Raw genomic sequence first — 23,576 nt, forward strand, 5'->3', positions numbered from 1 at the left:
GTTGATTAGCTGTTTGATGCCTTAGTGGCTTTTCAGGATCTCTACCGGGTTACTTCTTGCTGCCTTCATCGTCTGCGAGCCGATCATGATACAGGCGATCAGCGATACCACCAGCAAGCCGGCGGATAGTTCGGCAATTTGAACCGGTGTATGATAAGGGAAGTTCGTAAGCACAAACGATTCGAAGAAAAGATACGTAGCAGGAATAGCAATCAATGCTGATATAGACAGCAACACAACAAAACCACGGCTCAACAGGAAAACGAGGCTGCCGGAGCTGGCTCCCATCACTTTCCGGATGCCGATTTCTTTTAATCTTGTCTCCGTTGTGAATACTACCATTCCGAACAATCCCATGGACGCAATGGAAATGGCCAGGATTGAAAGGAAGCCAATGATCTTGATTATGGTTGAAAACTCGCTGTAAGCATCTTCAATCTCTTCGTCATAAAATTTCGCCTTAAAAGGGTGGATCCGATCAATTTTCTTCCATCCGGACTCGATTTTAGCCATGGTTGCCGGCATGTCCGCGCTTTGTATTTTGGCATTAATAACTGCTCGGTCCTCAGGTGTCCAGAACATGAATGCTACGGGTTCGATAAGGTTGTCTACTTTGCCATAGTGGAAGTCCTTGATAACGCCGACAATCTTCATCTTACGGTCTTTTATTCGAAAACTGTTGAACATAACCTGTTTTCCGATTGCTTCCTGGGGATCACCTAAGTTAAACCGCTTCAAAACCTGCTGGTTGACAATCACTTCGCTAGCTGCTTCGGCTGTGGTGGGCCGCGTCACGAAATTTTCACCGGCGAGCAGCTTGTAATTGTGTAAAGACAGGTAATTTTCGTCAATGTGGTTGGTCATGACGAGTGCAGAGTCCTGCGAATCCTTGTATTTCATATGACCGCCCCATGCATTGCCAACGGCGGTGATGATCAGCGATCTGGATAACGCAGTTACCTCCGGCATTTCCTGTAATTGTTTAAGCAGTGCCTCAGGCTTATTTCCCTGCATGTCAATGTTCAGGATGTTTTCGGTATTAAATCCCAGGTCGAATGCAAGAATGTTTTTATACTGAACATAGCCCACGGCGGTTGTTGTTATGAAAATCAATGTGACCGTGTACTGAACCACCACCAAAGCGCGCCTGAGTGTCACATTCTTAAATACTTTTATCGATGAAACATTCCCGAGCGCATGGATTGCACTTACTTTCGAAAAAAACAATGCAGGTATGACACCGGCAATGACACCCACAGTAACTGAGAAAAATATAAAGGCTGCTACGGTTGTCGGCGTGAGATCGAGCTTCACCGTGCGCTGCATTTGCGGGGCAATATTAATCAGTTGTGGCCGCAGGGCGAGGAAAATGAAATAGGAGAGAACCAGGGCAGCAAGCGAAATCAGGATCGCCTCGGCCAAAAATTGCTGCCATATCTGGCCTTTGCGGGCGCCTATGGCCTTGCGAAGGCCTATTTCTTTAAAGCGGCGCGTTGCACGTGCTATCGATAGATTGGTATAATTGAAACAAGCAGACAAAATCACAACAAATGCAAGACCACTCAGTATCCAAAGTACGATCGGTGGCATATGCGGGTTCACCGAGCCGCTCATGGAGCCGGAGTGGAGATCCTCGCCAATTACAATGTCGTGTAATGGTAGCAGTTCGAGCTGGATATTTGTTTGCGCTTCGGCGAGATTTTCTTTGTTCGCAATCGCGTCGAGCTGTGTCTGGATGGCAGCCAGGTTGGCATTTTCCGGCAGCATCAAATACACGGAGTTGGAAAACATGTTTGCCCATTTACCAAACTCCCTGTCATTCTTGTTGAGCTGTTGGGCCGTTGATAACGATACCAGCGCCTCAAAACTGATATGTGAAAAAAAGGGAACATCCTTTATGATCCCGGTAACCTGATAATCTAATGTATCAAATTTGACCGCCTTGCCGAGCGCTGGTCTGTTGCCAAATAACTTTTTTGCCGCTGTTTCTGTAAGAACGACTGAGTAGGGATCTTTCAGGGCTGTTTCGGGGTTGCCTTCCAGCATCGGAAATGTAAATATCCTGAACAGCGACGGCTCCGCCCAGAAGCCCTTGATAGGAAGCACATTGTCACCAACTGTAGCGTCCTGCATGAAGTCATTCCGCAGAATCGCCACTTCTTCGACACCAGTCACTTTTTCCATGATGAGCTGACCCGTCTTCATGGAAGTCGATGAATACTTGCTGCTGCCTTGTTCGCCCTTGAAAGTCGCCACATTGGTGATGCGATAGATCCGTTTACCATGCTTATGAAACTTGTCATACGAACGCAGGTCAAGCACGAATGCAATCAGCAGTAGGCCGACGGACATGCTGATAGCAAGACCGACAACATTGATGGACGAGAAGAGTTTGTTACGCAATAAACCACGTCCTGATGTTTTGAAGTAGCTTCCGATCATAATCCATTAAATAAATATATTTGGAAAAGATCAATATCTATGCCATGTTTTTAACACATTGAAAATCAGAAAATTAATGCAGCGCTTACCAGCGTTGCTGTTCGAAAATGAACGGTTGTTCAAGGAAGGAGGACACGTTAAGGCGGCTTATTCAGTCCATGTAAAAATCATCAGCCTGATCAACGGTCTTTTTCATCGGCATGCCCGGCTGCCCAGTTAATTATATCGGGATACAAATCTGCGACGGTCTGACCCGGCTTTCTGTTTTTATATAAGCGCAGCAATTCCTGATTAAATGTTTTAAATTGTTGAAAACCGCGCGACTCGGTCATGTTGTTTTCAATGCGGTCATTTAGTGAAGCAAATGTTTTCTGATCAAAAATATCTGAATAAAACAATGTGATTAATCCGTAATTCATATACTCTTCGAAACAAACCAATGCATTATCATATCCTGCGGAAGGTTTGCCTGGAATAATCCATTTGGACAAATCTTTGAATGAATTATGAATGGCTTTTTCATGCTTTTCCGCTTCGGGATTCAGGTAAGCATGATTAATTTCGGTAAATGCAATCATCATCCGCTGACCTTTCAAAACTCCGGCAGGTTGTGCTTTATCTTTCTCATTAATAAATGGGAAATTGACATGTGCTTGTGCCTCTGTAAAACCATTATCCGTTAAAGAACTGGCAGATTGGTTCCATCCGACCAAAGGAGAAAAGATCACTTTGACAGCGGAATTTTTAATGGCTGGAAATTCGCGTGTAAGCCAGTTTTTCATGCCGGATACATCAATGTTATCCGTGTAATCTTTTTTCAAACTGGTATAGTAAGGCAATTGCTTCTTGTAAAATGCACGGAATCCGGATTTGCCGGCAAATGTTTCCAAAACCGGAATGTAAGGATCCAATTCGTTCTTTTCACCAGATGCTATGCGATCATAAATACCTTCGTTTATGATTTTATCGCCAGAGAAAATATATGCATAGCTGTCCATTTTTAAATGCAGATAAAAGAATTCCGGCGAGAGCTGCAACAGCGAATCGACTGCCTGTACGGCTGCTTCCTGCCTATACGCAGTAAAATGAGTGATTACTTTTTTATAATAGTCCGTGTCTTTATAAATGGCATTTGTTTCACCGTATCGGGTGAGGGCAATGATGATATTTATTAACTCATATACTTCCGGAATTTCAATTGAGGTTTTACCCTCATTTTTAATTTTATATGCATCATTGAAGGACGCGGGTTTGACTAATTTTTGTATTGAAAAAGTGCACGTAATTGTGTCTCCCTGGGCTTCTCTTACAATTTTAAAAACACTATTCTTTTTTGGTTTCAGCACCATTGATATGGAATCCGATTTTGATACCAGCTTGAATACGGAGGAATCCTGTGGCACAACAAAAGCGTAACTGAAATGCCGACCAAGTTTATTTATACCATTGAAATCATCCCGTTGACCATCCAGGTACATGATTAAATTATCAGAAGATGCATGCAAAACGGGTACTGGATTATGCTGAGCCAGAGCAGTGAGTTTAGTTAAGCAAATAAATATGAAAACAGGGATTAGCTTCATTTTAAGAAAATCGAAACATGACAAAACAACTAACCGACAATTTAAATAATTGTGAAATTCCAGCGGCTAAAATCCTACTCATTTTTCAATGACTTCACAGGATTCATAAGCGCTGCTCTGACGCTTTGGAAACTCACAGTAATTAAAGCAATGCTAACTGCTAATGTTCCGGCCAGAACAAAAACCCACCATTCGATTTCAATCCGGTAATTAAAGCCTTGCAGCCAGCGGCTCATCATGTACCAGGCAATAGGAGAGGCGATCAGGATCGCAAACAATACGGGTGTCAGAAAGTCGCCTGATAGCAATGTTACTATGCTTTTGACAGACGCCCCCAGCACTTTCCGAACGCCGATTTCTTTGGTACGCTGCTCGGCCATAAATGTCGCCAGACCGAACAAGCCCAGACAGGAAATGAAAATCGCAATGGTTGTAAATGTTGTAAAAAGCATCTGTGTCCGTTCTTCGGCACGGTACATTGCATCAAAACTTTCATTCAGAAAAGAATATTCAAACGGCTGACCGGGTGCGATTTTCTTCCATTTATTTTCCAATGCGGATATTGAGGCGGCCATATCCGATGTTTCCAATCGCAGGGACAATGCATCATTGCTTTTGTCGGAAACGATATCAGCGTCCAGCATGAAGCACAACGGTTCGATTCGGGTTCTCAGCGATTCGTAGTGAAAATCCTTCACAACACCCACAATTGTTAATCTATCACCGCCTTGCTTGTGAATGCTTTTTCCAATAGGTTCCTTGTAGCCAAGCTGTTTCGCGGCAGTTTCGTTGATTACGACGCGGGATGAATCGGCCGCCTGGCCTTTTATAAAATTACGGCCTTGAACCAACACCATTTTATACGTCGCCAGGTAATCTTCATCAACTTCCCATTCCTGCATGGGCACTGAATATTTTTGGTCAGTTTGACCCTCGGGATACCAATAGTCGCCGTTCCGTTTGGAGGTTACGGGCAGGAAACTGCTGATACTCGCCGCCTTGACCTGTTCATCCTGCAAAGCGATTTCCTTAAAAGTGCGAAGCTGGTTTTCGGGCACTTCGGGAGTATTCAGGATAATGACCTGTTGTTTACCATAGCCCACGTTTTTGCTCTGAATAAATTGCAATTGCTGGTTAATCAGTAAAGTCGCGATGATCAGGATTACAGACATGGAAAATTGAAATACGACTAACGAACTCCGCAAGCTTTGCCTTTTCGGATGTGAACCCGAACCGTTTTTAATGGCCGTTGCAGGCTGAAACGAGGAAATGTAAAAAGCAGGATAGATCCCGGCCAATAAGCCAACAGCAACTGTGCCCAGGAACATAAAGAAAGCAACCGGCAGCGTTGTAAACTCTGAGACTAACAGACTTTCGCCGGTTAAGGAATTGAAAACAGGCAGCATGCTAACCAAGATTCCAATTGCAACGAGCATAGAGATAAATGCGATCAGCATGGACTCAGACAAAAACTGATATATCAAACCAATGCGATTGGACCCCAGCACTTTCCGGACACCGATCTCCCGTGCACGTTTGATGGAGCGCGCCGTTGTCAAATTGATGAAATTCACAACTGCGATCATCAGGATGAACAGGGCGATGCCAGCGAAAATGTAAACATACTCTATGCTGCCGTTCGGCATCAGTTCACCGGCTCTGTTGGAATGTAAGTGAATGTCTGTCAGTGGGATTAACGAATAACGGAAGTAGTTGCCCTGCTTGCGAGCCTCGGCCAATGTAGTGTTGAAAAACCGTCGTAAGGCAGGATCAAGATAGGTTTGTAATACTTTTTCAAATTTGGCCTGGACGGCTTTTGGACTGGTTCCGGGTTTGAGCAGAATGTAGGTGTTGAAAATATGGTTTCCCCATTTGTCTGCTTTTGCGTCCCAGGTTTCCCAAAGCGGCAGAATGAAGTCGGCCTGGAAATGGGATTCTGCCGGAATGTCGCCGATGACAGCCGTTACTTGCCTGGACTCGTTATTATTGAAAGTCAAAACTTTGTTTAAGGCATGGGTTGTGCCAAAATACTTTCTGGCCATCCGCTCAGTGATGACCACGGAATTGGGTTTTGCTAAGGCTGTTGCTGGATTGCCCGATAGCATCTTCAATGTAAAAACACGAAATATAGTAGAATCGGCAAGCAAAATAGCCTGCTCTCGGACATTATCGCGCGTGCTTTTCACCAGGCAGTTCTGATATTTGCCCAACCGGACAGCCTCTTCCACTTCCGGGAATTCTGTTTTCAACGTTGCGCCCAGCGGGGTAGGAGCGGCAGCCGTTTGCAGGCCTTGTAACGAGAAGCTGATGTCGCTGTTTACTCGGTATATGCGCTCTGAATTTTCATTGTAACGATCAAAATTCAGCTCATTTTTAATGTAGAGACCAATAAAGAGTGTAATGGTCAGTGCGGTGGCTAACCCGGTAACCGTAATTGCAGAGTACCATTTATTTTGGATCAGGCTCCGCAGTGCCATTTTGATATAATTCCGTAGCAATCGCGTGGGTCGGTTAGGTTGGTCAGTATTCCTGATTGCAAAGTCAAGTATTATGCCATCGCGATAATCATCGATTTTATGTCGTAAAACCCATTGCTGCCAAAGAATTTGTCCGATTTCGGACAGTGCCGGATATGAATGTCCGTATTGAGCATTTGATCTGAAATAGTAATGTTCTCACGAATGAAAGCATTTCATTAGCGGGCAACGGAACCCATCGCTTCAATAGTTTTCCTCATTTTAGTATTTAATAACATGATGTGACTTTTGGTGATGTCGCTTCATTATAAAACCAATCAGGATAGATGATGACTCTGCGGTTCAAGCAAACATATAAGTTCCTAATTGTGCTCCTGATCATTTTGGAAAGCTGCATTGTGCCGTTTTCGCCTCCCGAGGTGAGCCTGGACGAGCAATATCTTGTAGTTGACGGTTTTTTCAATGTGGGCGGCAGCGACACCAGCCGCATTGAGCTGCGCAGGACGCAAAATGTCAATCAGACGGATCAGCCTGTCATTGAAACTGGCGCCTCGGTGAAAGTGGAAGGTGAGACGGGGACCAGCTATGATTTTGTGGAAACTGTGCGCGGAATGTATGTACTGCCTCCTGATGCAGTTAATATGGGCGATAAATACCGGATCCGGATTCAAACTGAAAACGGACAGGAATATGTGTCGGATTTTGTAACAGTAAGTGTGACACCGGCTATTGACAGTCTTACTTACAAGATGGATGTCGTTCGCGATGCCATGATATTTTATGTCAATGCGCACGACGAGCAGAACAAAACGAAGTTTTACCGCTGGAAATTCGACGAAACCTGGGAGTACGAATCTACTTATTCCTCGGCCCTGGAAGTTGTGGACAGCCAGATTGTATCCCGAAAAGAGAACATTACCAAGTGCTGGGGGAATAAAAAAAGCGGCAGCATTTTACTAGGAAGTACAGTCCGGCTCAGCGAGGATATTATCAAAGATCTGCCTGTAAACACAGTTCCAGTCTCGTCCAACAAGCTTTTCAGGAAATACAGCATTCTGGTAAAGCAATATGGTTTGTCCCGACAAGCCTTTGAATATTGGACTGAGCTTTCGAAAACAACACAGTTGACCGGAGGTTTGTTTGACCCGCAGCCCGCGCAAGTCACCGGAAATATCAAGAATGTGTCCGATCCTTCAAAGCTCGTATTCGGATATTTCAGCGCTTCAACAGAAGAAACTAAAAGGGTGACCATCAGCCCGAGTCTGGGTAAATTCCCAAGATGTACGGAACCTGACACCATTCCGGTCCGGTGCACAGGATTTCCCGACGACCCTTGTGCATTCAACACACAAAAGCTGCTGCTTACTTACTGGGGCCCGCGCACGGATTTTGTGTTGGTAGCAAGCCCTGAATGCACCGATTGCCGCACCGCAGGAGGCACTAATCAAAAGCCTGCCTTCTGGTAATGGATACAAACTTTTAAATCAAATCAATGATTTTATACAATTTACTTTCCTGGGATACACAGAATTTTGTGTAAAAAAGGAAAGTAAAAAAATGAAAACAACTCAAAACACGGAAATCGAAGTTGCCTTTCAGCTTCGGAAAAAGTATAAGACTATCAATGGGCTGCGAATGGCTTACCTGGACTCAGGCAAAGGTGATCCCATTATTTTTCTTCACGGCAACCCAACGTCAAGCTATATCTGGCGAAATGTCCTTCCATATGTACAGGATCTGGGACGGTGCATTGCTCCTGATCTGCCGGGCATGGGAGATTCGGGACATTTCAGCAATGCCTCGGATTATAATTTTGCTAATAACATGATGCATCTGGATATGCTTTTCAGCACGCTCGGCATTCATGAAAATATCATTTTTGTGGCGCATGACTGGGGCTCGGCGCTCGCTTTCGACTGGGCAAGAAAACATCCTGGTGCCGTGAAAGGATTCGTGTATATGGAAGCCATTACCAGGCCACGCTCCTGGGACGAAGTACCCGGTGCAGCACGCGAAACTTTTCAAAAACTGCGGACCAGTGAAGGAGAAGAAATGGTGCTGATGAAGAACTCATTCATAGAGTTTAACTTACCAAAAACGATCCTGCGCACATTGTCGGACAAAGAAATGGCGGAATACCGTCGCCCATTTTCTGAGCCCGGCGAAGACAGGCGGGCCATGCTTGCCTGGGCCAGGCAATTGCCCCTGGGTGGTGAACCAGCGCATATGATAAGCATTGTAAATGAAAACAGTAGCTGGCTGGCAAAAAGCAGTATCCCCAAACTATTTATTGAGGCAACACCCGGCACATTAGCGGAAGCGGAAAAGCAGGCGTGCTTGTACTGGCCAAATCAAACCCATATTACGGTAAAAGGGCATCATAACTTACAGGAAGATTCCGCTGCTGATATAGGCATCGCCATTTCCAAATGGTTGCGGAAGATTTTGTAAGTCAGTACATTGCATCTTAATCTATGAAAATATTTGAACCTGCTCCTTGCCTGAGCCCATTTATCAGGGCATTTGTGGTTGTGGAAAGCAACGGCTCCTTTGTGAACCGTTTGTTGCCGGATACTTCTGTTGTAGCAGCTATCCGCTTGCAGGGTCATGTCCATTATCAAGGGCAGAATGGCAACAATTGCCTCCCTGTGCTGTCGCTATCCGGACTGAGGAAATCTTTCAGGATTGCCGAATACGGCCATAACAGTGCTAATATTCTTGTCCAGTTTAAAGAAGGCGGCGCTGCTGCCTTTTTCCATCTGCCCATTCACGAATTGTTTGAACTGAATGTATCATTAGATCACTTTTTCAAGCCCTCCGAATTAATGTTTTTGCAAGAACAGCTGGAAGCAGCTGAATCCATTCAAGGCAAAGTCAATATTGTACAGAAGTTTTTCATTGCAAGGATTCGGTGTCAAAAAAACGATCTGCTCATTACGCACTCTGTTGAAAAAATAAAGGCTGCCAAAGGAATGCTCAGTGTAAAAGAATTGTCTGATAACCTGCACGTTAGTTTAGATGTTTTTGAAAAACGATTTCGAAAGACCGTCGGGACAACGCCGAAACAATTTGCTGATATAGTCCGTATGAAAGGGCTCATCGGGCAGGCACCGGCAAATGGGCCGCTTCTTAATTCAGCTCTGGATGCAGGTTTCTTTGACCAATCGCACTTTATCAGAAACTTCAAAAAGTTCACCGGGCAGACACCGAAAGAATTTTTTAATGTCGGAAGACACTCCGGTTAATTCTCTTTCAAACAATGCGTTGGAAGGTTGAACCGGATCATGTATATTAGAGTTACATCAGCCATTGAAACCTTGCTCGTCATGAATAAATATTTTCTACTTATCGTGCTCACGATCCTCTCAGGCCAATCATTCGGCCAGAATGCAAATGCGATTTTCGTAAGTTATTCCAGGTCCAAACCTGAGCCGGTCTATAACCGGAATGTGGATGGAGGAGGAGGCTATAAGGCTATTGCTTCAAATACGTTCGGTATTCGCTATTTTATAAAAAGCAGTAAAATTATTACACTCGAAACCGGGATCGATTACAGCTCCTTCAACTTTAAGGTCGATTATGTAGGTATGCCAAATGTTGTCATTCCGGACATTATTGAGTCTTTAAAGCTCATTTCTGTTCCGGTTTATGCTCATTTGACTTTTTTGAAATACATTTTCGTTAATGGCGGCTTGCTCCTTGATGCCCAGATTAATCCAAAAGATATTGCCATAGACCGGCAGACAGGCATCGGCCTTGGTTTGGGCGTTGGTCTGAAATACGATTACAAGCACATTGCTATCTTTATAAATCCCTTTGTTGAGCGCCACGGTCTGTTTTCTTTAGACAACCAGGAAAGTGGCGTCCGGCAAAGTATCATGAACCCCGGCGGCAGGATTGGTATCGGCTATTCTTTTTGAAGATGTATTAATGGTTAAGGGGAGCTATCTCACAGCGCAGCAATTCATTGGTCCTCAGATCCCCGGTTTGAATCTAAAACGGAAATACTAATTCCCGCCGGGAAGCTCAGCCAACCTGCGGCCAGGAATGACTATTACAGTCAGCGGGTTTATATAAATTATAAATCCCTGAATGACTCAACGTCAGGAAAGCTTCGAATAAAAGTAAAAATCTAATGATCTGATTACAGCAACACAACAGCTCCGGACGCAAGCGGACTTTCAGCTTGCAAACCCACCACATTTAACGCCTTTTGCTTGTAGCTGGCCAGTTTTGCTTTGGCGATGGCGGGTTCTTTGATCATGCTTAAATAGAAGTAGGCGCCATCCAGGATCGTAAATATAAGATCGGCGCATTCGTAGGGATTGTCAACAGAAAGGCTTCCGTCTTCATTGCATGCTTCAATCAGCTCGGAAAGTTTATGTCTGAGGCTTTCCAGGAGGGATTTGTATCTCATTTTAATTTTCTCGTCCCGGAACGATAAGGCATAGCAGCTATAAAAAAGCCCGTCGTCAAATAATGTGTCCCACTTCTTTGAAAAAAGATTATCGATCACTTTCAGCAGAATGGTTTTCGAATTCTTGGCAGATTTTCCCGGCACATTGAAAATCGGCGTGTAGCGGTCGAGAATGAAGTCGATCAGAGCGTAGCTCAGCTCTTCTTTATTTTGAAAATAATGAATGATAAGGCTCGGGTTCACATCCATCTCCTTGGCTATCTTGGCGATAGAAGTATTTTCGAGTCCCTCTATCTTTGCCAATTTATAAAAAGCCAGAATAATTTCCTGCTGTCGGGCCCCTTTGAGGCTTTTTCTTCCCATGCCTGAGTTTTGATTTGAATCCGCGATAATACAAAAGAAAAACATCAGAGTAGAATACTATACCCGCGTATTTTTATTGAATGAACGTTCAATCAAAATAATGACAAATTGTTAACATTCCCTTAAAACGTATGTCCTCCTGAATCAGCAATTTTGCGAAGAATAAAACGGTCGTTCCCGGCCGTAGTCATCATTTTAACCAAATCATTTGTATGGCGCAAAATCTATCTAACTTGTTTAAAAAGCATCGGTCGGTTTGCCTGTTATGGCTGCTGACGGCTTTATTGGGAGGCTCGGCGCTCCAATCCTTTGCGCAGGGCGAGGTGAGGGGAGTAATCAAATCGGCTGACGGCAGCGGCGTGCTGCCCGGCGTGAACGTACTGGTGAAAGGAACGCAGCAAGGAACAGTTTCTGACGGCGAGGGAAAATATGTCCTGCGCGGTTTACAGCCTGATGCCGTTCTTGTTTTCTCATTTATAGGTTACAAACCGCAGGAAGCAACGGTAGGCAAGGCAACATCCCTGGACATTACCCTCGAACTGGATGCGGCCAATCTGCACGAAGTGGTCGTGGTGGGTTATGGTGCCCAGAAAAAGGAAAACCTTTCGGGAGCGGTGGACGTGGTAGACAGCAAAATGCTGGAAGCCAGGCCAATCCAGAATGTAGCGCAGGGTTTGCAAGGCGCAGTTCCCAACCTTAACATTGACTTCGTAAGCGGCGAGCCGGGGCAGGCTCCCAACATCAACATCCGTGGTTTTACTTCCATTAATGGTGGTAACCCGCTGATTTTAGTTGATAATGTGCCGATGGACGCGGCGGAGCTGAGTTTCATTGCGCCTTCGGACATTAAGAGTATTTCGGTTTTGAAAGATGCTTCTTCGGCAGCCATTTACGGAGCGCGTGCGGCCTACGGCGTGATCCTTATTACGACTAAAACCGGCACAGGGGAAAAGATGAGCATCAACTACTCTAACAACTTTTCATTCGGTAAACCCACCGTGCTTCCCAACAAAGTGATTGATCCGTATATATACATGCGTTTGCTTGAAACTTCGACGGATAACACGCCCTGGGACAACGTTAATTACACGGCGAGCCAGTATGCCTGGGCCAAAGACCGCTCAGACAACCCCTCCGGAACCGATCCGATCCGCCTGAACCCGGTCGATAATTCGCTTTATGAATACATGGGTAACACGGACTGGACCAAATATTTCCTGGATAATTTTACGCTTTCGCAGCGCCACAACATTTCGCTTGCCGGGAAATCGGGTAAGACAACTTATTATTTATCAGGCGCGTATGATTCTCAGAATGGTGCGTTGAAAATTGCAGAGGACAAATTCGACCGTTACACCACGCGTGGCAAGGTTAACTTCCAGCCTTACAAATGGCTTTCCATCGGAAACAACACTTCCATTGCCCTGACTGAAAGAGCCAAACCGTATCAACTCTCGATCCAAAGGCTTTATGACCTGTTCCCTACATCGGTGGATAAAAATCCGGACGGAACCTGGGCCAATACGGATGTGGGCAGAGTAGCGGCGCAGCTGACGGAAGGCGGTCGTTCACTCAAAAAGGACAATATGTTTCAGACGACTTTCAATGCGGAAATGTCCTTTTTTGAAGATATGCTGAAATTTAATTCTGATTTCACTACGCGGAGAGAGAACATTAATTACGCGGGAAACCAGTCCAAAGTGCGGATCGGATATGGGCCGTCGGACATTCGCGAAGAGGGCAATAATATTGCCTACCGCAGAGCGGATAATGTTAACTACACTGTTTTTAATGCTTATGCGACCTTTAACAAGGCCTTAGGATTTCACAGTCTGAATGCCATAGCAGGTTACAACCAGGAGTCAAACCGGGCTGAGTATTTCGAGGCGCAGAAAGCGGGTGTTATTTCTGCTTCCTTACCAAGCATAGGCCTGGCAACTGGCGAGGCACTTGTGGGTGAGGGAATCCGTGAGTGGGCGATCCGGGGCGCGTTTTACCGTTTGAACTACATTTATAAAGACAAATACATTGTCGAGTTCAATGGTCGTTACGACGGTTCTTCCAAGTTCCCGAAGGACAAGCGTTTTGGTTTCTTCCCGTCGGCGTCGGCGGCCTGGAAAGTAGACGGTGAGGAGTTTTGGAAGCCAGTGTCGAAGGTTGTAAACCATTTTAAGATCCGTGGATCCTACGGTTTGCTGGGTAACCAGTTTGTGAGTGAATACGGCTACATCGCCAAGATGGGGACTAAGAGAGGCCAATACATTGTAGACGGCAACGTGCCGCAAGTGGTAACTTCGGACGCACCGGTTTCACCTAATTATACCTGGGAAAAAGTAACGTCCGCCAATATAGGCGCTGATCTTGGCTTTTTTCAACACAAAATCACGGCTTCATTTGACTATTACAGCCGGGATACTAAGGGAATGCTCACGCAGGGCCGCGATCTTCCGGACGTGCTCGGTGCGGCTGAGCCGAGAGAAAATGCGGCAGACCTGAGAACAAAAGGTTGGGAACTGTCCGTGGGTTATGATGAAGATTTCAATGTAGGCGGAAAAAACCTGCGCTTCAACAGCAAGTTCACATTGGGCGACAGCCGTTCAACGATCACGGGCTTCGACAACCCGAACAAGAATTTGACCCAATATTACAAAGGTATGGAGCTTGGTGAAATGTGGGGACTGAAAAGCGATGGCCTTTTCCAGACGCAGGACGAGATCAGCAAGCTCGACCAAACGCAGATCATTCCCTGGGGTGCATTGTCGGTTGTGCCGGGCTGGCCTAAATATCAGGACCTGGATGGCAATGGTAAAATAGAAAAAGGGACGACAGTGGATAATGCCAAAGACCTTTCAAGGATCGGCAATGTTACGCCGAGGCTTCGTTTTGGGTTGAATCTGGGCGCAGAATGGAATGGTTTTGATTTCCGCGCATTCTTCCAGGGCATTGGTAAAATGGATTATTACCCACTCAATTATCTCTATTGGGGCTTTTACCAGCAGCCATATGCCGGCGGATACGCGCATTTGCTCGATTTTTATCGCGGCGCGGCTGATAGCGACGTCCTGCGCGGACAACATTCGCAGTCCTATATCAACGCCGGCCTGGCCGATGCCAACACCGACGCGAAGTTCCCCGTATTGCAATCCTGGCTTGCAGACAGAAACCTGGGTGAACGGGTGGACCAGTCGCAGGGGCTTGCGATTCCGCAGACTCGTTACATGCTGAGCGGCGCTTATGTGAGACTCAAAAACATTACGATCGGTTATACATTCCCATCGGCGATGCTGCAAAAAATCAAGGTTTCGAGACTGCGCGTTTATGCAAGCGGCGAAAACCTGGCGGAGCTTTCGGGGGTGAAGAAGTTCTTTGACCCGGAATCCATCACGGATAATGTCGATAAAGTAGACCCTTCCAAGAGCACTTCAAGCGGCTGGGGATATGCTTATCCGTTCCAGCGGAAATTCTCATTCGGATTGGAACTGCAGTTTTAATTTAAATAAGATCTTAAAATGAAAAAATATATTCAATTGCTGCTGGCAGCCGGCCTGCTAACCGTTGTTTCGGGCTGTAATGATGAGTTCCTGGACCGCGTTCCCCAAACGGAAATTTCAAAAGATAATCATTTCAACAGCGAGCAGGACCTCGAAACCTACATCCTGGGCCTGTACGATTTCGGCGGAACCGGCATTTACGTCGATGACGCTTCTACTGACAATGCCGCCACCACCGGCGCAACGGAGATCAAGAGCATTATGGTAGGAAACCCTTCATCGGCCACGGTCAATGCAGGTTGGGACTGGACGGCATTGCGCAACATTAATTTTTTCCTGGACAATTTCCGCAAAGCACCGATCAGTGAGGAGGCGCTGAATCATTACGAAGGCCTCGCACGATTTTTCCGTGCAAGATTTTACATGGAAAAAGTGAAGCGTTACTCCAATGTGCCCTGGTATGACCACGTGCTCGCGACCAATGACGAAGCGCTTAATAAGCCGCAGGATAACCGGGAGTTTGTGATTGGTAAAATATTTGAAGACTATGCTTTCGCCGCGCAGCATGTGCGTGACGACAACCGGTCGGGTGCGGTCAACAATGCCACTGTGCTTACTTACCAGGCCCGACATGCTTTATACGAAGGCACTTTTCGCAAATATCATAGCGAGCTTAACCTGCAAGCGTCTGCAAACGGCTTCTTGCAAATTGCCAGGGACGCTGCGAAAAAAGTGATTGATAGCGGTGATTACTCGGTCCATAGCACCGGCAAACCAATGGAAGATTACGCTTCGCTATTCAATAATACAAGTCTGGAAAGCAATAAAGAGGTGATCCTGGGCACATTTAATGAACAGGATAAGATCAATAGTGGCTGGTGGGGTGCATTTATGTTCGGGAATTACGAAGCCAGTCCCGCGCGTGATTTGCTGCAAACGTATCTCATGAAGGATGGCACGCCTTTCACAAGCCAGGCCGGTTATGCTGCAAAGCTTTTTACCGAAGAATTCAAAAACCGGGATCCGCGCCTCTACCAGACATTCGCTTACCCAGGTTGGGAACTGGTGAATGCGACCACTTATTCGCAGGGCGCCGGGATTTATATTCAGCAGTTTGCCAAGAATCAGTCGGGTTATCACCAGTTAAAGGGTTTTGTAAATCAAAAAGAAGTGGCAGTTGCCAACAGCCTGGACACGCCATTGCTGCGTTATGCCGAAGTGCTGCTCACTTACGCAGAAGCGAAAGCAGAACTAAACGAGCTGGCACAAGCCGATCTGGATCTTTCTGTAAATAAGGTCCGTGCCCGCGCTGGGATGCCTAAGCTGACATTGAATGCCACAGCGGATGCCACATTGAAATCGCAATATCCATCCGCAACCAGCAGCACCCTGGGCGCGTTGCTCGAAATACGCCGCGAAAGGCGCGTTGAGCTGGCCATGGAAGGTTTCCGTTACGACGACCTTATGCGCTGGAATGCCGGAAAGCTCATTGAAAAAGAGCCGGAAGGATTATACTTTCCCAGCCTGGGCAACTACGACCTTACCGGCGATGGTGTCGTGGATGTAAAACTGATCCCCGTATCCTCAGCCATTCCGGCCGAGGCCAACAAAGAATCCAATTCGTTGGGCAAGAAGTTGATCTATTACCGTGTAGGCCCGGTTGGCAGCGATGCATCCTTTTTCCTGAAAAACGGAACCAGCGGCACCATCGTTACCGACCCGGAAAGAGGCACATTCCAGGAACCAAAATACTATTACCGACCCGTACCCAAGTCACAAGTAACGCTTAACCCGAATTTGAAGCAGTATTTTGGCTGGGAGTAGTTATCTTACTGCCGAGATTGACGGCCCAAGCGTTGACAACTGGCAAGTTACCAACCCTGTCACCCTGAGCGGAGCCGAAGGGGCGTTGCTGCCAAGTAGTAACGCCCCCTTCGGCTCCGCTCAGGGTGACAGGGCTAGTAACAAACCACATTAAACCAAACAACCCATAACCACAAACCCATACCCCAATGTCCCCAAAACAAGCCATCACCATAATCCTAACCCTCTTCCTCTTCCACCAGACCGCTGCCCAGACTAAGAACAAATCCCTCTTCGTCATCGTGGATGGTATTTCATATGAGCAGTTGAAAAAAGTGGCGACTCCTAATCTGGATGCGATTGCGAAAGTGGGAGGGATGACGCGGGCCTATGTGGGGGGTGAGAAAAAGACATATTCACAAACGCCGACGATTTCGGCGGTAGGTTACAACAGCCTGCTGACCGGCACGTGGGTGAACAAGCATAATGTCTGGGATAACGATATTAAGGCTCCCAATTACCATTACTGGACTGTTTTCAGGTTTTTCCGTGAAGCCTATCCTGCCAAAAAAACCGCCATTTTTTCCACCTGGCTTGACAACCGCACGAAGCTGATCGGGACGGGCTTGCCGGAAACGGGGAAGATGAAGATGGATTACTTTTTCGATGGTTTTGAGCTCGATACCATCAATTTTCCACACGATAAAGGGGCACAATACATCAGCAAGATCGACGGGAAAGTTGTGGACGAAGCAGCTGCCAACATTAAAAGTGAAGCGCCGGATCTTTCCTGGGTTTACCTGGAATTTACGGACGATATGGGCCATCGCTATGGCAATAGTCCGCAGTTTTTTGATGCTGTAAAAAGAATGGATGCGCAAATGGGCCAGCTATGGGAAGCGGTGAAAGAGAGAGAGAGCAAGCATGGTGAAAACTGGCAGCTATTTATCACCACGGATCACGGAAGGGGAGAGCCGGCCGGCAAGGACCACGGCGGCCAGTCCGATGCCGAGCGCAGCACCTGGATTGTCACAAATGCCAAAGAACTGAACCCTTATTTTACCAAATCTGAACAAAACAAGCAGATTCCGGCTATCGTGGACATTATGCCGACCATGGCACGGCACCTGGATCTGAAAATCCCGAAAGAGCAGCGCTTCGAGCTGGACGGCATCCCTTTAACAGGCAAAATTTCCATCACCGATCTGGCTGTAAAGAAGGAATCGGACAACATTCTTGTAAGCTGGCTGCCGCAGGAAAAAGATGGCGAGGTGAAGATCTGGCTTGCCGTAACCAACAAATTCGAAACCGGCGGCAGCGACCTTTACATGCTCATGAAACAACTCCCCGTGTCGGAAGGAAAAGCATCATTAGATATCAGCAAATTCCCGAAAGGATTCTACAAGGTGGTTGTCGAAGGAAAATACAATGCGGTCAACCGCTGGATTGTGGAGCAGTAACACTGAATGTTTCGCCCGAAACTATTAAACTTTACTTCCCGGTCTCAGAATTTGGTGCATCCACTGGTTTTGATTCCGGGGAGCCTTTCTGGCGCAGGAAAATAGTCAATATTACAATGCTGGCGATGGATAGGAATTCGCTCTGCCAGTTTTGGAATGTTTCAAACCAAAAGTTGGCTTGCAGCAGATAATCACCAATCGAATCTTTTGCCTTCCCAAGTAAAACCTGCTGCTCATTATGGTCCACCCAGCTTCCATACAAGTGCAGGCCCCAACTGATGATAAAGAGGATCCCGAACACCAGGGACAATGAATTTTCATAAAGCTTCAATACAAATCCGCCTTTCCGCACCGGCCAGGGCGCATCCGGTCCCGGCTTAGGCTCGCGATCCACTTCTTCCGGCTCATCTAGGGATTTCGATTCCGCGGAACCTTGCTGGCGAAGTCCTACCGTAAGTATTACGTAAAGGGCCATTTGCAAAAACTCACTTTCAAAATTTTCGAAAGTTGCAGAAATAAAATGCCCGGTCTGAAGATAGCTGAGGAAGGTGATTGCCGCTGCCTGTTCCTGTTCAAGCTCTGAGTTGTGTTCGTACCAGCCTGTTACAGCCTGCGCACCGAGCGTTATAATAAATAGAGCCACAAAAAGAAGGCCTAAGCCGTTTCTGTATAAAAATGAATGCTGCTTATTGGCCTGGCCCATTTGTGTTTGGTATATGAAAGGTTATGTTCTTATTACGTTCGTAAGATAGCGGCATATCAAAAAGTTTGCCAGTGCTTCTGCAAGTTTTGAACAGCGCTTTGGAAAAGCCGGCACAGTGGCACTGTTTTTTACCAAAAGCGGTCTTATAACCAATATAATGCATGCTGTATTCGGAAATTCCTCCCGCCAAAGCTATTTTCCTGGACAAAGATGGGACGCTTGTAAAAGATGTTCCCTATAATATTGATCCTGCGCGAGTAACATTTGAACCGGGCGTTTTTGAAGGCCTTGGTGCATTGCAGGAGGAGGGATTCAAACTTGTTATCATTTCTAATCAATCGGGGCTGGCCTTACAGAGATTTTCTCGAAGTCAATTGGACGCGCTGATCGAACATTTTAATTTCATTTTCAAGAAGAACGGTCTTAAACTTTCCGGGTTTTATTATTGTCCGCATGCGCCGTCGGAGGGCCGTGAGACCTGTACATGCCGTAAGCCGCAACCTGGGTTATTATTTCAAGCGGCAGAAGATTTGAACATTGACCTGGCGCAATCCTGGATGATCGGGGACATTCTCAATGATGTAGAGGCGGGTAACCGTGCTGGTTGCCGAAGCATTTTAATCAATAACGGAAATGAGACGGAATGGCTGAAAGGCACTTTCCGGGAGCCCGATTACACCACGCCTTACTTACTGGATGCCGCCGACCACATTATTACAAACGAAAACTCCATTGCCAATGCCTGAGCAAACATTTGAAAACATACTTTGCATCCGGGCCGATAATATGGGAGACGTCATCATGACCGCACCCGCCATTCGCGCATTGAAAGAGACATTCGGAAGCCGCATAACCCTGCTCACCTCAAAAGCAGGCTCGCTCATCGGGTCCTATCTGGATTGCATCGATGACCTGATCGTAGCCGACCTGCCCTGGGTGCAGAGTGCGGGCAGCAGCAGCGGTGCATTGGCTGTGGGAATTGATGAAATAAAAAGCAGGAATTTTGATGCAGCTATCATTTTTACCGTTTACAGCCAAAGCGCGCTGCCAGCCGCGATGCTCGTGTATATGGCCGATATCCCTGTGCGCCTGGCCTATGCGCGCGAAAATCCCTATCAACTGCTCACACACTGGCTCCCAGATCCGGAGCCCTACCAGCAAATATCTCATCAGGTTAAGCGTGATCTTGACCTGGTTGCTGAATTAGGAGCCTTTACCGCGGACGACCGTCTTTTACTCCAAATCGGACCATCGGAACGGGCTTCCCTATTTCGTAAACTCTCTGCGGTCACCGATTCTGCGGAGCGACCATACATGATCCTGCACCCCGGCGTGTCCGAAGCGAAGAGAGAATACCCGGCAGCACACTGGATAGAAGCGGGAAAGCAGATTGCGGAAAAATATGACTTGCAGATCTTCATAACCGGATCTGCTGCTGAGCGGGAATTGGCCGAAAAGGTCAGCCTGGGAATCGGGGAACCGGCAATGTCGGTTGCGGGAATGCTTTCGATAGGGGAATTTGCAACACTTATCGGGCAGGCAACTTGCGTCGTTTCGGTTAATACAGCAACCATTCACATTGCCGCGGCAATGCAAACGCCTCAGGTTGTTTTGTATGCTGAAACAAACCCTCAGCACACGCCGTGGAAGTCGGATCACAGAATTTTACCATTTTCGGTTCCTACCCATTTGCGAAGCCGTAACACCGTCATTCAATATGTTTCCGAAAAATTATATACCGAACATATTCCTTATCCAACGCCGGAGATGATTCTATCCGCGCTCGAAACCTTACTCGCGGGAAGTCACATCTGAGTGGGAAATGCTTAACTGGCTATTTCGATCCACCGTTCTAAGAAAAAACTTGCATACCGAATGCAAAGTCGATTTCATCAGCTCATGGTCAATCGGTTTGATGACATAAGCGTCCGCGCCACGCTTGTAACAATTTATGATTTTTTCTTCCGAGTGGTCGCTGCTCATTACAACCACGGGAATGTCTTTGAGATGAACATGCTCCGGCTTGGAAGGCTGTTTAAGCAGCGTAAGAAGCTGCATTCCGCTCATACCCGGCATATTTAGATCGAGAATAATAAGCCCGGGAAACAGGTGATTATCATGCCGCTGCGATAAAGCATCGAGATGGCGGTAAAGGGACCGGCCATCTTCGAAAAACTTCACACGATACGATTTATCAAACTGTTTGAAAATATTATAAAGCAAAAAATGTAAATCCGGGTTATCGTCTACTATAAATAATTCGGTGTCCATGCTAATGATTCCCCTGGTTATTGTTTTAATGTATTGCCAAGAAGTATTATGCAAAATTCCATTAAAAGTATGCCCGGACTCCTGGATCGCCGGGCTGCATTTTTTGATTAGGAACAAAACTGTCAGACAAGGTGCGGAATGACATTTTTTCCGAATTTCTCTATAAAAAGCTTTTGTTCCAGATTTACATTATGCAGGTAGAGGTGCGTAACTCCTGCCGCAATGTCCTGCGAAAGCCATTCTGTGTGCTGGTCGAGACTGTCGGACACTCTTACCGCCTGCAGCATATCTTCCGGCCGGACCATTAAGCCCGTAGAATCGAAACCTGCCGGAGAACGGATGTCGGCCAGGAGCGAGGATGGGAAAACATTGTTACGCCATTGCTGGTGCGCGCCCGACAATGCTCTTTCCAGGGTAACATCATAAGATAGCTGCACTTTCAGGTAAACAGGCTTGCCTTCTCCGCCTCCCCGGTGAAATGCTTCCACCATCCGGGCCAGCTCCGCAGGCGGCCGCGACGTTGTGATCATGCCATCCGCCCATCCGCCGACCCATTCAGCCGTTTGCTCAGTAATTGCGGCGCCGATTACATCTGGCATGTATCCCGGCAACGTATAAAGTTTTGCGTCGTAAACATTAATCAAGCCGTTATTTGTAACGGTTTCGCCCGCCCATAAGGCACGCATAATGTCCACAGACTCTTTCAGGCGCTGATTGCGTTCCATTTTGGAAGGCCACTTTTCGCCATTGATATGTTCATTTAAAAACTGGCCGCTCCCCGTCGCGATCCAAAACCGGCGCGGAAACATTTCGCAAAGGGTAGCCACCGCTTGCGCAATAATGGCAGGATGATAACGCTGCCCGGGCGCGTTAACAATCCCGAAACTAAGATTGGTCGCCTGCATTGCAGCTCCCAGCCAGCTCCATGCAAATCCGCTTTCACCCTGGGCTTCGCTCCATGGGTAAAAATGGTCGGAACTGAGCGCGGTTGTAAATCCTGCGGCCTGCGCCAGCTGCACAAATTCGGTAAGCTGACTGGGTCTGAATTGTTCGTGGGAAGCGTGGTAACCTATCTGTATATCTTTCATGCCGGTCAATATTTTTGATTTAGTCTTGCATTTTCGTCAATGCGAAAAAGTTGCAATTAAAAATCGTTCCACAACCTGTGGGAGTAAGCTTCTGGCATGGATTTTTTTAACTGGCCCCGCAAAAATTGGATTCAATGTGCCTGCTGGCAACATATAATCCATTGCCGAAATCTTAGACAAAACTGTTTTCTCATTATGTATGTGACAAATTCGTTTTCACAACCTATTAAAATCGTATATTATACTTACCCGCTTTGTCAGATCAGCTGGGGAATGCAGGAAAGCTGGCGACGCCTTGTGAAAACTTATGGAGATCGGATCAGTTTTCAATTTTGCCTGGCCCGTGAAAATGACAAGTCTTCCGATGTAGAGTTATCATCTTATTCTGCATGTCTGGCCGTGAAAGCCGCTGGATTGCAATCGCCCACGGCTGCGGATCTTTTTCTTAATAAGTTGAGGGAAGCTGCTATGGAAGAAAAGCGGGATATTTCACGCGTCGACGTGCTCGTGGAAGTGGCGCGGGAAGTCAATAAGCAGCATCGCGGTTTGTTGGACCTGCATAGGTTCGGCAAGGATTTCGACGCAAAGGCCACCCGCCAGGCGCTTCACGCCGATCTCGAAAAAATCCATCGTAACCGTATCGATTCATTCCCGACCATTACCATGACATTAGCCGGAAAAGGCTTAAAACTTGCGGGCCACAGTTCCTACCAGCGACTGACAACGGCTTTGCACAAACTGTTAGGCGCGTCGGACAGTGCCTCGCAAGTCTCATATGGCTAAGCAGATCAACAGCGTGGAATTGGCATGGTTTGTTTAACGTTCAGAAATTCAAATCTTAAACTGAGAAACTATGTTTGATGAATTGCTGAATCTGATAAAACAAAACGGACAACAGGCGGTTGTTGAAAATAACGAAGTGCCCAACGAGCACAACGAAGCCGTAATGCAAGAGGCACAGACGTCCATAGTGGATGGTTTGAGTAACATAAAGGAGCCGGATCAGGTAAATAGTCTGTTCGAATCCGTGCGAAGCGGGCAGGCGGAAAGCAACCCGGCCGTGCAGCAGATGACAAATAATTTTTCCGGCAATATCATGCAGAAGTTCGGCATCAACGGAAGCACAGCAGCATCGATTGCCGCCGCAATCATTCCTGTTGTTCTTGCCAAAATTGCCAACAGAGGCGGCCAGGGCGGAGCAGGCGGATTCGACTTAGGCGGACTTCTAGGCTCACTCACCGGCGGAAAATTCGGCGGAGGCATGGGCGGGACCACCACATCATCCAGCGGCGGCTTAGGCGGAAACTTGGGCAGCATGGGCGCCAAGCTAGGCCTGGATAAGGATGGAGACGGAGATGTTGATCTGAATGATCTGACTAAGATGTTTAAGTAGGGGGGGAGGCCCTGTCAGCTTGTGCGGATCGGTATAAAGCCCTGTCAGCCTGAGCGGAGCCGAAGGCGCGTTACTCCTGGGTAAC

Annotated in this window: 18 protein-coding genes; 11 read left to right on the forward strand and 7 right to left on the reverse strand. The window is 46.9% G+C overall.

Features of this window, described 5'->3' with window-relative positions; all coding sequences use genetic code 11:
• Positions 1–21: 21 nt before the first annotated feature.
• The 3 genes from L0660_RS16040 to L0660_RS16050 form a co-directional block, all read right to left on the reverse strand.
• Positions 22–2,442 (reverse strand): ABC transporter permease, encoded by a 2,421-nt coding sequence (locus L0660_RS16040; RefSeq protein WP_235160329.1) that lies wholly within the window; start codon positions 2,440–2,442, stop codon positions 22–24.
• Positions 2,443–2,621: 179 nt separating this feature from the next.
• Entirely contained in the window at positions 2,622–3,920 is a 1,299-nt protein-coding gene (locus tag L0660_RS16045; RefSeq protein WP_235160330.1) for a DUF4932 domain-containing protein, read from the reverse strand.
• Positions 3,921–4,099: 179 nt separating this feature from the next.
• On the reverse strand, positions 4,100–6,523 hold the full coding sequence (locus L0660_RS16050) for an ABC transporter permease (RefSeq protein WP_235160331.1): 2,424 nt from the start codon (positions 6,521–6,523) through the stop codon (positions 4,100–4,102).
• A gap of 305 nt (positions 6,524–6,828) precedes the next feature.
• Between L0660_RS16050 and L0660_RS16055 the strand changes: the two genes are divergently transcribed.
• The 4 genes from L0660_RS16055 (at position 6,829) to L0660_RS16070 (ending at position 10,422) form a co-directional block, all read left to right on the forward strand.
• Positions 6,829–7,968 carry a DUF4249 domain-containing protein gene (locus L0660_RS16055; protein ID WP_235160332.1) on the forward strand — a complete coding sequence of 380 codons (1,140 nt, stop codon included), beginning with the start codon at positions 6,829–6,831 and terminating at the stop codon, positions 7,966–7,968.
• Between the two features lie 91 nt (positions 7,969–8,059).
• Positions 8,060–8,953 (forward strand): haloalkane dehalogenase, encoded by an 894-nt coding sequence (locus L0660_RS16060; RefSeq protein WP_235160333.1) that lies wholly within the window; start codon positions 8,060–8,062, stop codon positions 8,951–8,953.
• A gap of 23 nt (positions 8,954–8,976) precedes the next feature.
• Entirely contained in the window at positions 8,977–9,747 is a 771-nt protein-coding gene (locus L0660_RS16065; protein ID WP_235160334.1) for a helix-turn-helix transcriptional regulator, read from the forward strand.
• A gap of 81 nt (positions 9,748–9,828) precedes the next feature.
• Positions 9,829–10,422, forward strand: coding sequence for a hypothetical protein (locus L0660_RS16070; protein WP_235160335.1), 594 nt, complete (start codon positions 9,829–9,831; stop codon positions 10,420–10,422).
• 224 nt (positions 10,423–10,646) lie between these two features.
• Here the strand turns inward: L0660_RS16070 and L0660_RS16075 are convergent, their stop codons facing one another.
• The gene (locus L0660_RS16075; protein WP_235160336.1) at positions 10,647–11,282 is read right to left on the reverse strand and encodes a TetR family transcriptional regulator; all 636 of its coding nucleotides are present in this window, start codon (positions 11,280–11,282) and stop codon (positions 10,647–10,649) included.
• Positions 11,283–11,494: 212 nt separating this feature from the next.
• Here L0660_RS16075 and L0660_RS16080 point away from each other — a divergent pair, with 212 nt between their 5' ends.
• The 3 genes from L0660_RS16080 (at position 11,495) to L0660_RS16090 (ending at position 18,036) form a co-directional block, all read left to right on the forward strand.
• Positions 11,495–14,773 carry a TonB-dependent receptor gene (locus L0660_RS16080; protein ID WP_235160337.1) on the forward strand — a complete coding sequence of 1,093 codons (3,279 nt, stop codon included), beginning with the start codon at positions 11,495–11,497 and terminating at the stop codon, positions 14,771–14,773.
• Positions 14,774–14,791: 18 nt separating this feature from the next.
• Positions 14,792–16,597: a RagB/SusD family nutrient uptake outer membrane protein gene (locus L0660_RS16085; protein ID WP_235160338.1), complete on the forward strand. Its 1,806-nt coding sequence runs from the start codon at positions 14,792–14,794 to the stop codon at positions 16,595–16,597.
• A gap of 188 nt (positions 16,598–16,785) precedes the next feature.
• Positions 16,786–18,036 carry an alkaline phosphatase family protein gene (locus tag L0660_RS16090; RefSeq protein WP_235160339.1) on the forward strand — a complete coding sequence of 417 codons (1,251 nt, stop codon included), beginning with the start codon at positions 16,786–16,788 and terminating at the stop codon, positions 18,034–18,036.
• A 31-nt stretch (positions 18,037–18,067) separates the two neighbouring features.
• Here the strand turns inward: L0660_RS16090 and L0660_RS16095 are convergent, their stop codons facing one another.
• Positions 18,068–18,739, reverse strand: a complete 672-nt coding sequence (locus L0660_RS16095; RefSeq protein ID WP_235160340.1) for a DUF6766 family protein — start codon at positions 18,737–18,739, stop codon at positions 18,068–18,070.
• A gap of 161 nt (positions 18,740–18,900) precedes the next feature.
• Between L0660_RS16095 and L0660_RS16100 the strand changes: the two genes are divergently transcribed.
• Positions 18,901–19,485: an HAD-IIIA family hydrolase gene (locus L0660_RS16100; protein ID WP_235160341.1), complete on the forward strand. Its 585-nt coding sequence runs from the start codon at positions 18,901–18,903 to the stop codon at positions 19,483–19,485.
• A complete protein-coding gene (locus L0660_RS16105) occupies positions 19,478–20,554 on the forward strand; it encodes a glycosyltransferase family 9 protein (RefSeq protein WP_235160342.1) in 1,077 nt (358 codons plus the stop codon). The genes L0660_RS16100 and L0660_RS16105 overlap by 8 nt, the downstream gene beginning before the upstream one ends.
• Here L0660_RS16105 and L0660_RS16110 read toward each other — a convergent pair.
• Together L0660_RS16110 and L0660_RS16115 are read right to left on the reverse strand one after the other, a co-directional pair.
• The gene (locus L0660_RS16110; protein ID WP_235160343.1) at positions 20,531–21,010 is read right to left on the reverse strand and encodes a response regulator; all 480 of its coding nucleotides are present in this window, start codon (positions 21,008–21,010) and stop codon (positions 20,531–20,533) included. The genes L0660_RS16105 and L0660_RS16110 overlap by 24 nt on opposite strands.
• Before the next feature lie 122 nt (positions 21,011–21,132).
• Positions 21,133–22,098, reverse strand: a complete 966-nt coding sequence (locus L0660_RS16115) for a TIGR03885 family FMN-dependent LLM class oxidoreductase (protein ID WP_235160344.1) — start codon at positions 22,096–22,098, stop codon at positions 21,133–21,135.
• Between the two features lie 195 nt (positions 22,099–22,293).
• Here L0660_RS16115 and L0660_RS16120 point away from each other — a divergent pair, with 195 nt between their 5' ends.
• Complete coding sequence (locus tag L0660_RS16120) at positions 22,294–22,881, forward strand: DsbA family protein (protein ID WP_235160345.1); 588 nt, start codon at positions 22,294–22,296, stop codon at positions 22,879–22,881.
• Between the two features lie 70 nt (positions 22,882–22,951).
• On the forward strand, positions 22,952–23,491 hold the full coding sequence (locus L0660_RS16125) for a hypothetical protein (RefSeq protein WP_235160346.1): 540 nt from the start codon (positions 22,952–22,954) through the stop codon (positions 23,489–23,491).
• Positions 23,492–23,576: the final 85 nt, after the last annotated feature.

The organism is Dyadobacter sp. CY351 (assembly GCF_021502625.1).
Classification (GTDB): Bacteria; Bacteroidota; Bacteroidia; order Cytophagales; family Spirosomataceae; genus Dyadobacter; species Dyadobacter chenhuakuii.

Coding starts and splice junctions, on each gene's coding strand:
- L0660_RS16115 (WP_235160344.1), bottom strand. CDS start 22,098: ATGAAAGATATACAGATAGGTTACCACGCTTCCCACGAACAATTCAGA.
- L0660_RS16110 (WP_235160343.1), bottom strand. CDS start 21,010: ATGGACACCGAATTATTTATAGTAGACGATAACCCGGATTTACATTTT.
- L0660_RS16120 (WP_235160345.1), top strand. CDS start 22,294: ATGTATGTGACAAATTCGTTTTCACAACCTATTAAAATCGTATATTAT.
- L0660_RS16065 (WP_235160334.1), top strand. CDS start 8,977: ATGAAAATATTTGAACCTGCTCCTTGCCTGAGCCCATTTATCAGGGCA.
- L0660_RS16055 (WP_235160332.1), top strand. CDS start 6,829: ATGATGACTCTGCGGTTCAAGCAAACATATAAGTTCCTAATTGTGCTC.
- L0660_RS16075 (WP_235160336.1), bottom strand. CDS start 11,282: ATGGGAAGAAAAAGCCTCAAAGGGGCCCGACAGCAGGAAATTATTCTG.
- L0660_RS16060 (WP_235160333.1), top strand. CDS start 8,060: ATGAAAACAACTCAAAACACGGAAATCGAAGTTGCCTTTCAGCTTCGG.
- L0660_RS16125 (WP_235160346.1), top strand. CDS start 22,952: ATGTTTGATGAATTGCTGAATCTGATAAAACAAAACGGACAACAGGCG.
- L0660_RS16045 (WP_235160330.1), bottom strand. CDS start 3,920: ATGTACCTGGATGGTCAACGGGATGATTTCAATGGTATAAATAAACTT.
- L0660_RS16085 (WP_235160338.1), top strand. CDS start 14,792: ATGAAAAAATATATTCAATTGCTGCTGGCAGCCGGCCTGCTAACCGTT.
- L0660_RS16105 (WP_235160342.1), top strand. CDS start 19,478: ATGCCTGAGCAAACATTTGAAAACATACTTTGCATCCGGGCCGATAAT.
- L0660_RS16100 (WP_235160341.1), top strand. CDS start 18,901: ATGCTGTATTCGGAAATTCCTCCCGCCAAAGCTATTTTCCTGGACAAA.
- L0660_RS16070 (WP_235160335.1), top strand. CDS start 9,829: ATGAATAAATATTTTCTACTTATCGTGCTCACGATCCTCTCAGGCCAA.
- L0660_RS16095 (WP_235160340.1), bottom strand. CDS start 18,739: ATGGGCCAGGCCAATAAGCAGCATTCATTTTTATACAGAAACGGCTTA.
- L0660_RS16080 (WP_235160337.1), top strand. CDS start 11,495: ATGGCGCAAAATCTATCTAACTTGTTTAAAAAGCATCGGTCGGTTTGC.
- L0660_RS16040 (WP_235160329.1), bottom strand. CDS start 2,442: ATGATCGGAAGCTACTTCAAAACATCAGGACGTGGTTTATTGCGTAAC.
- L0660_RS16090 (WP_235160339.1), top strand. CDS start 16,786: ATGTCCCCAAAACAAGCCATCACCATAATCCTAACCCTCTTCCTCTTC.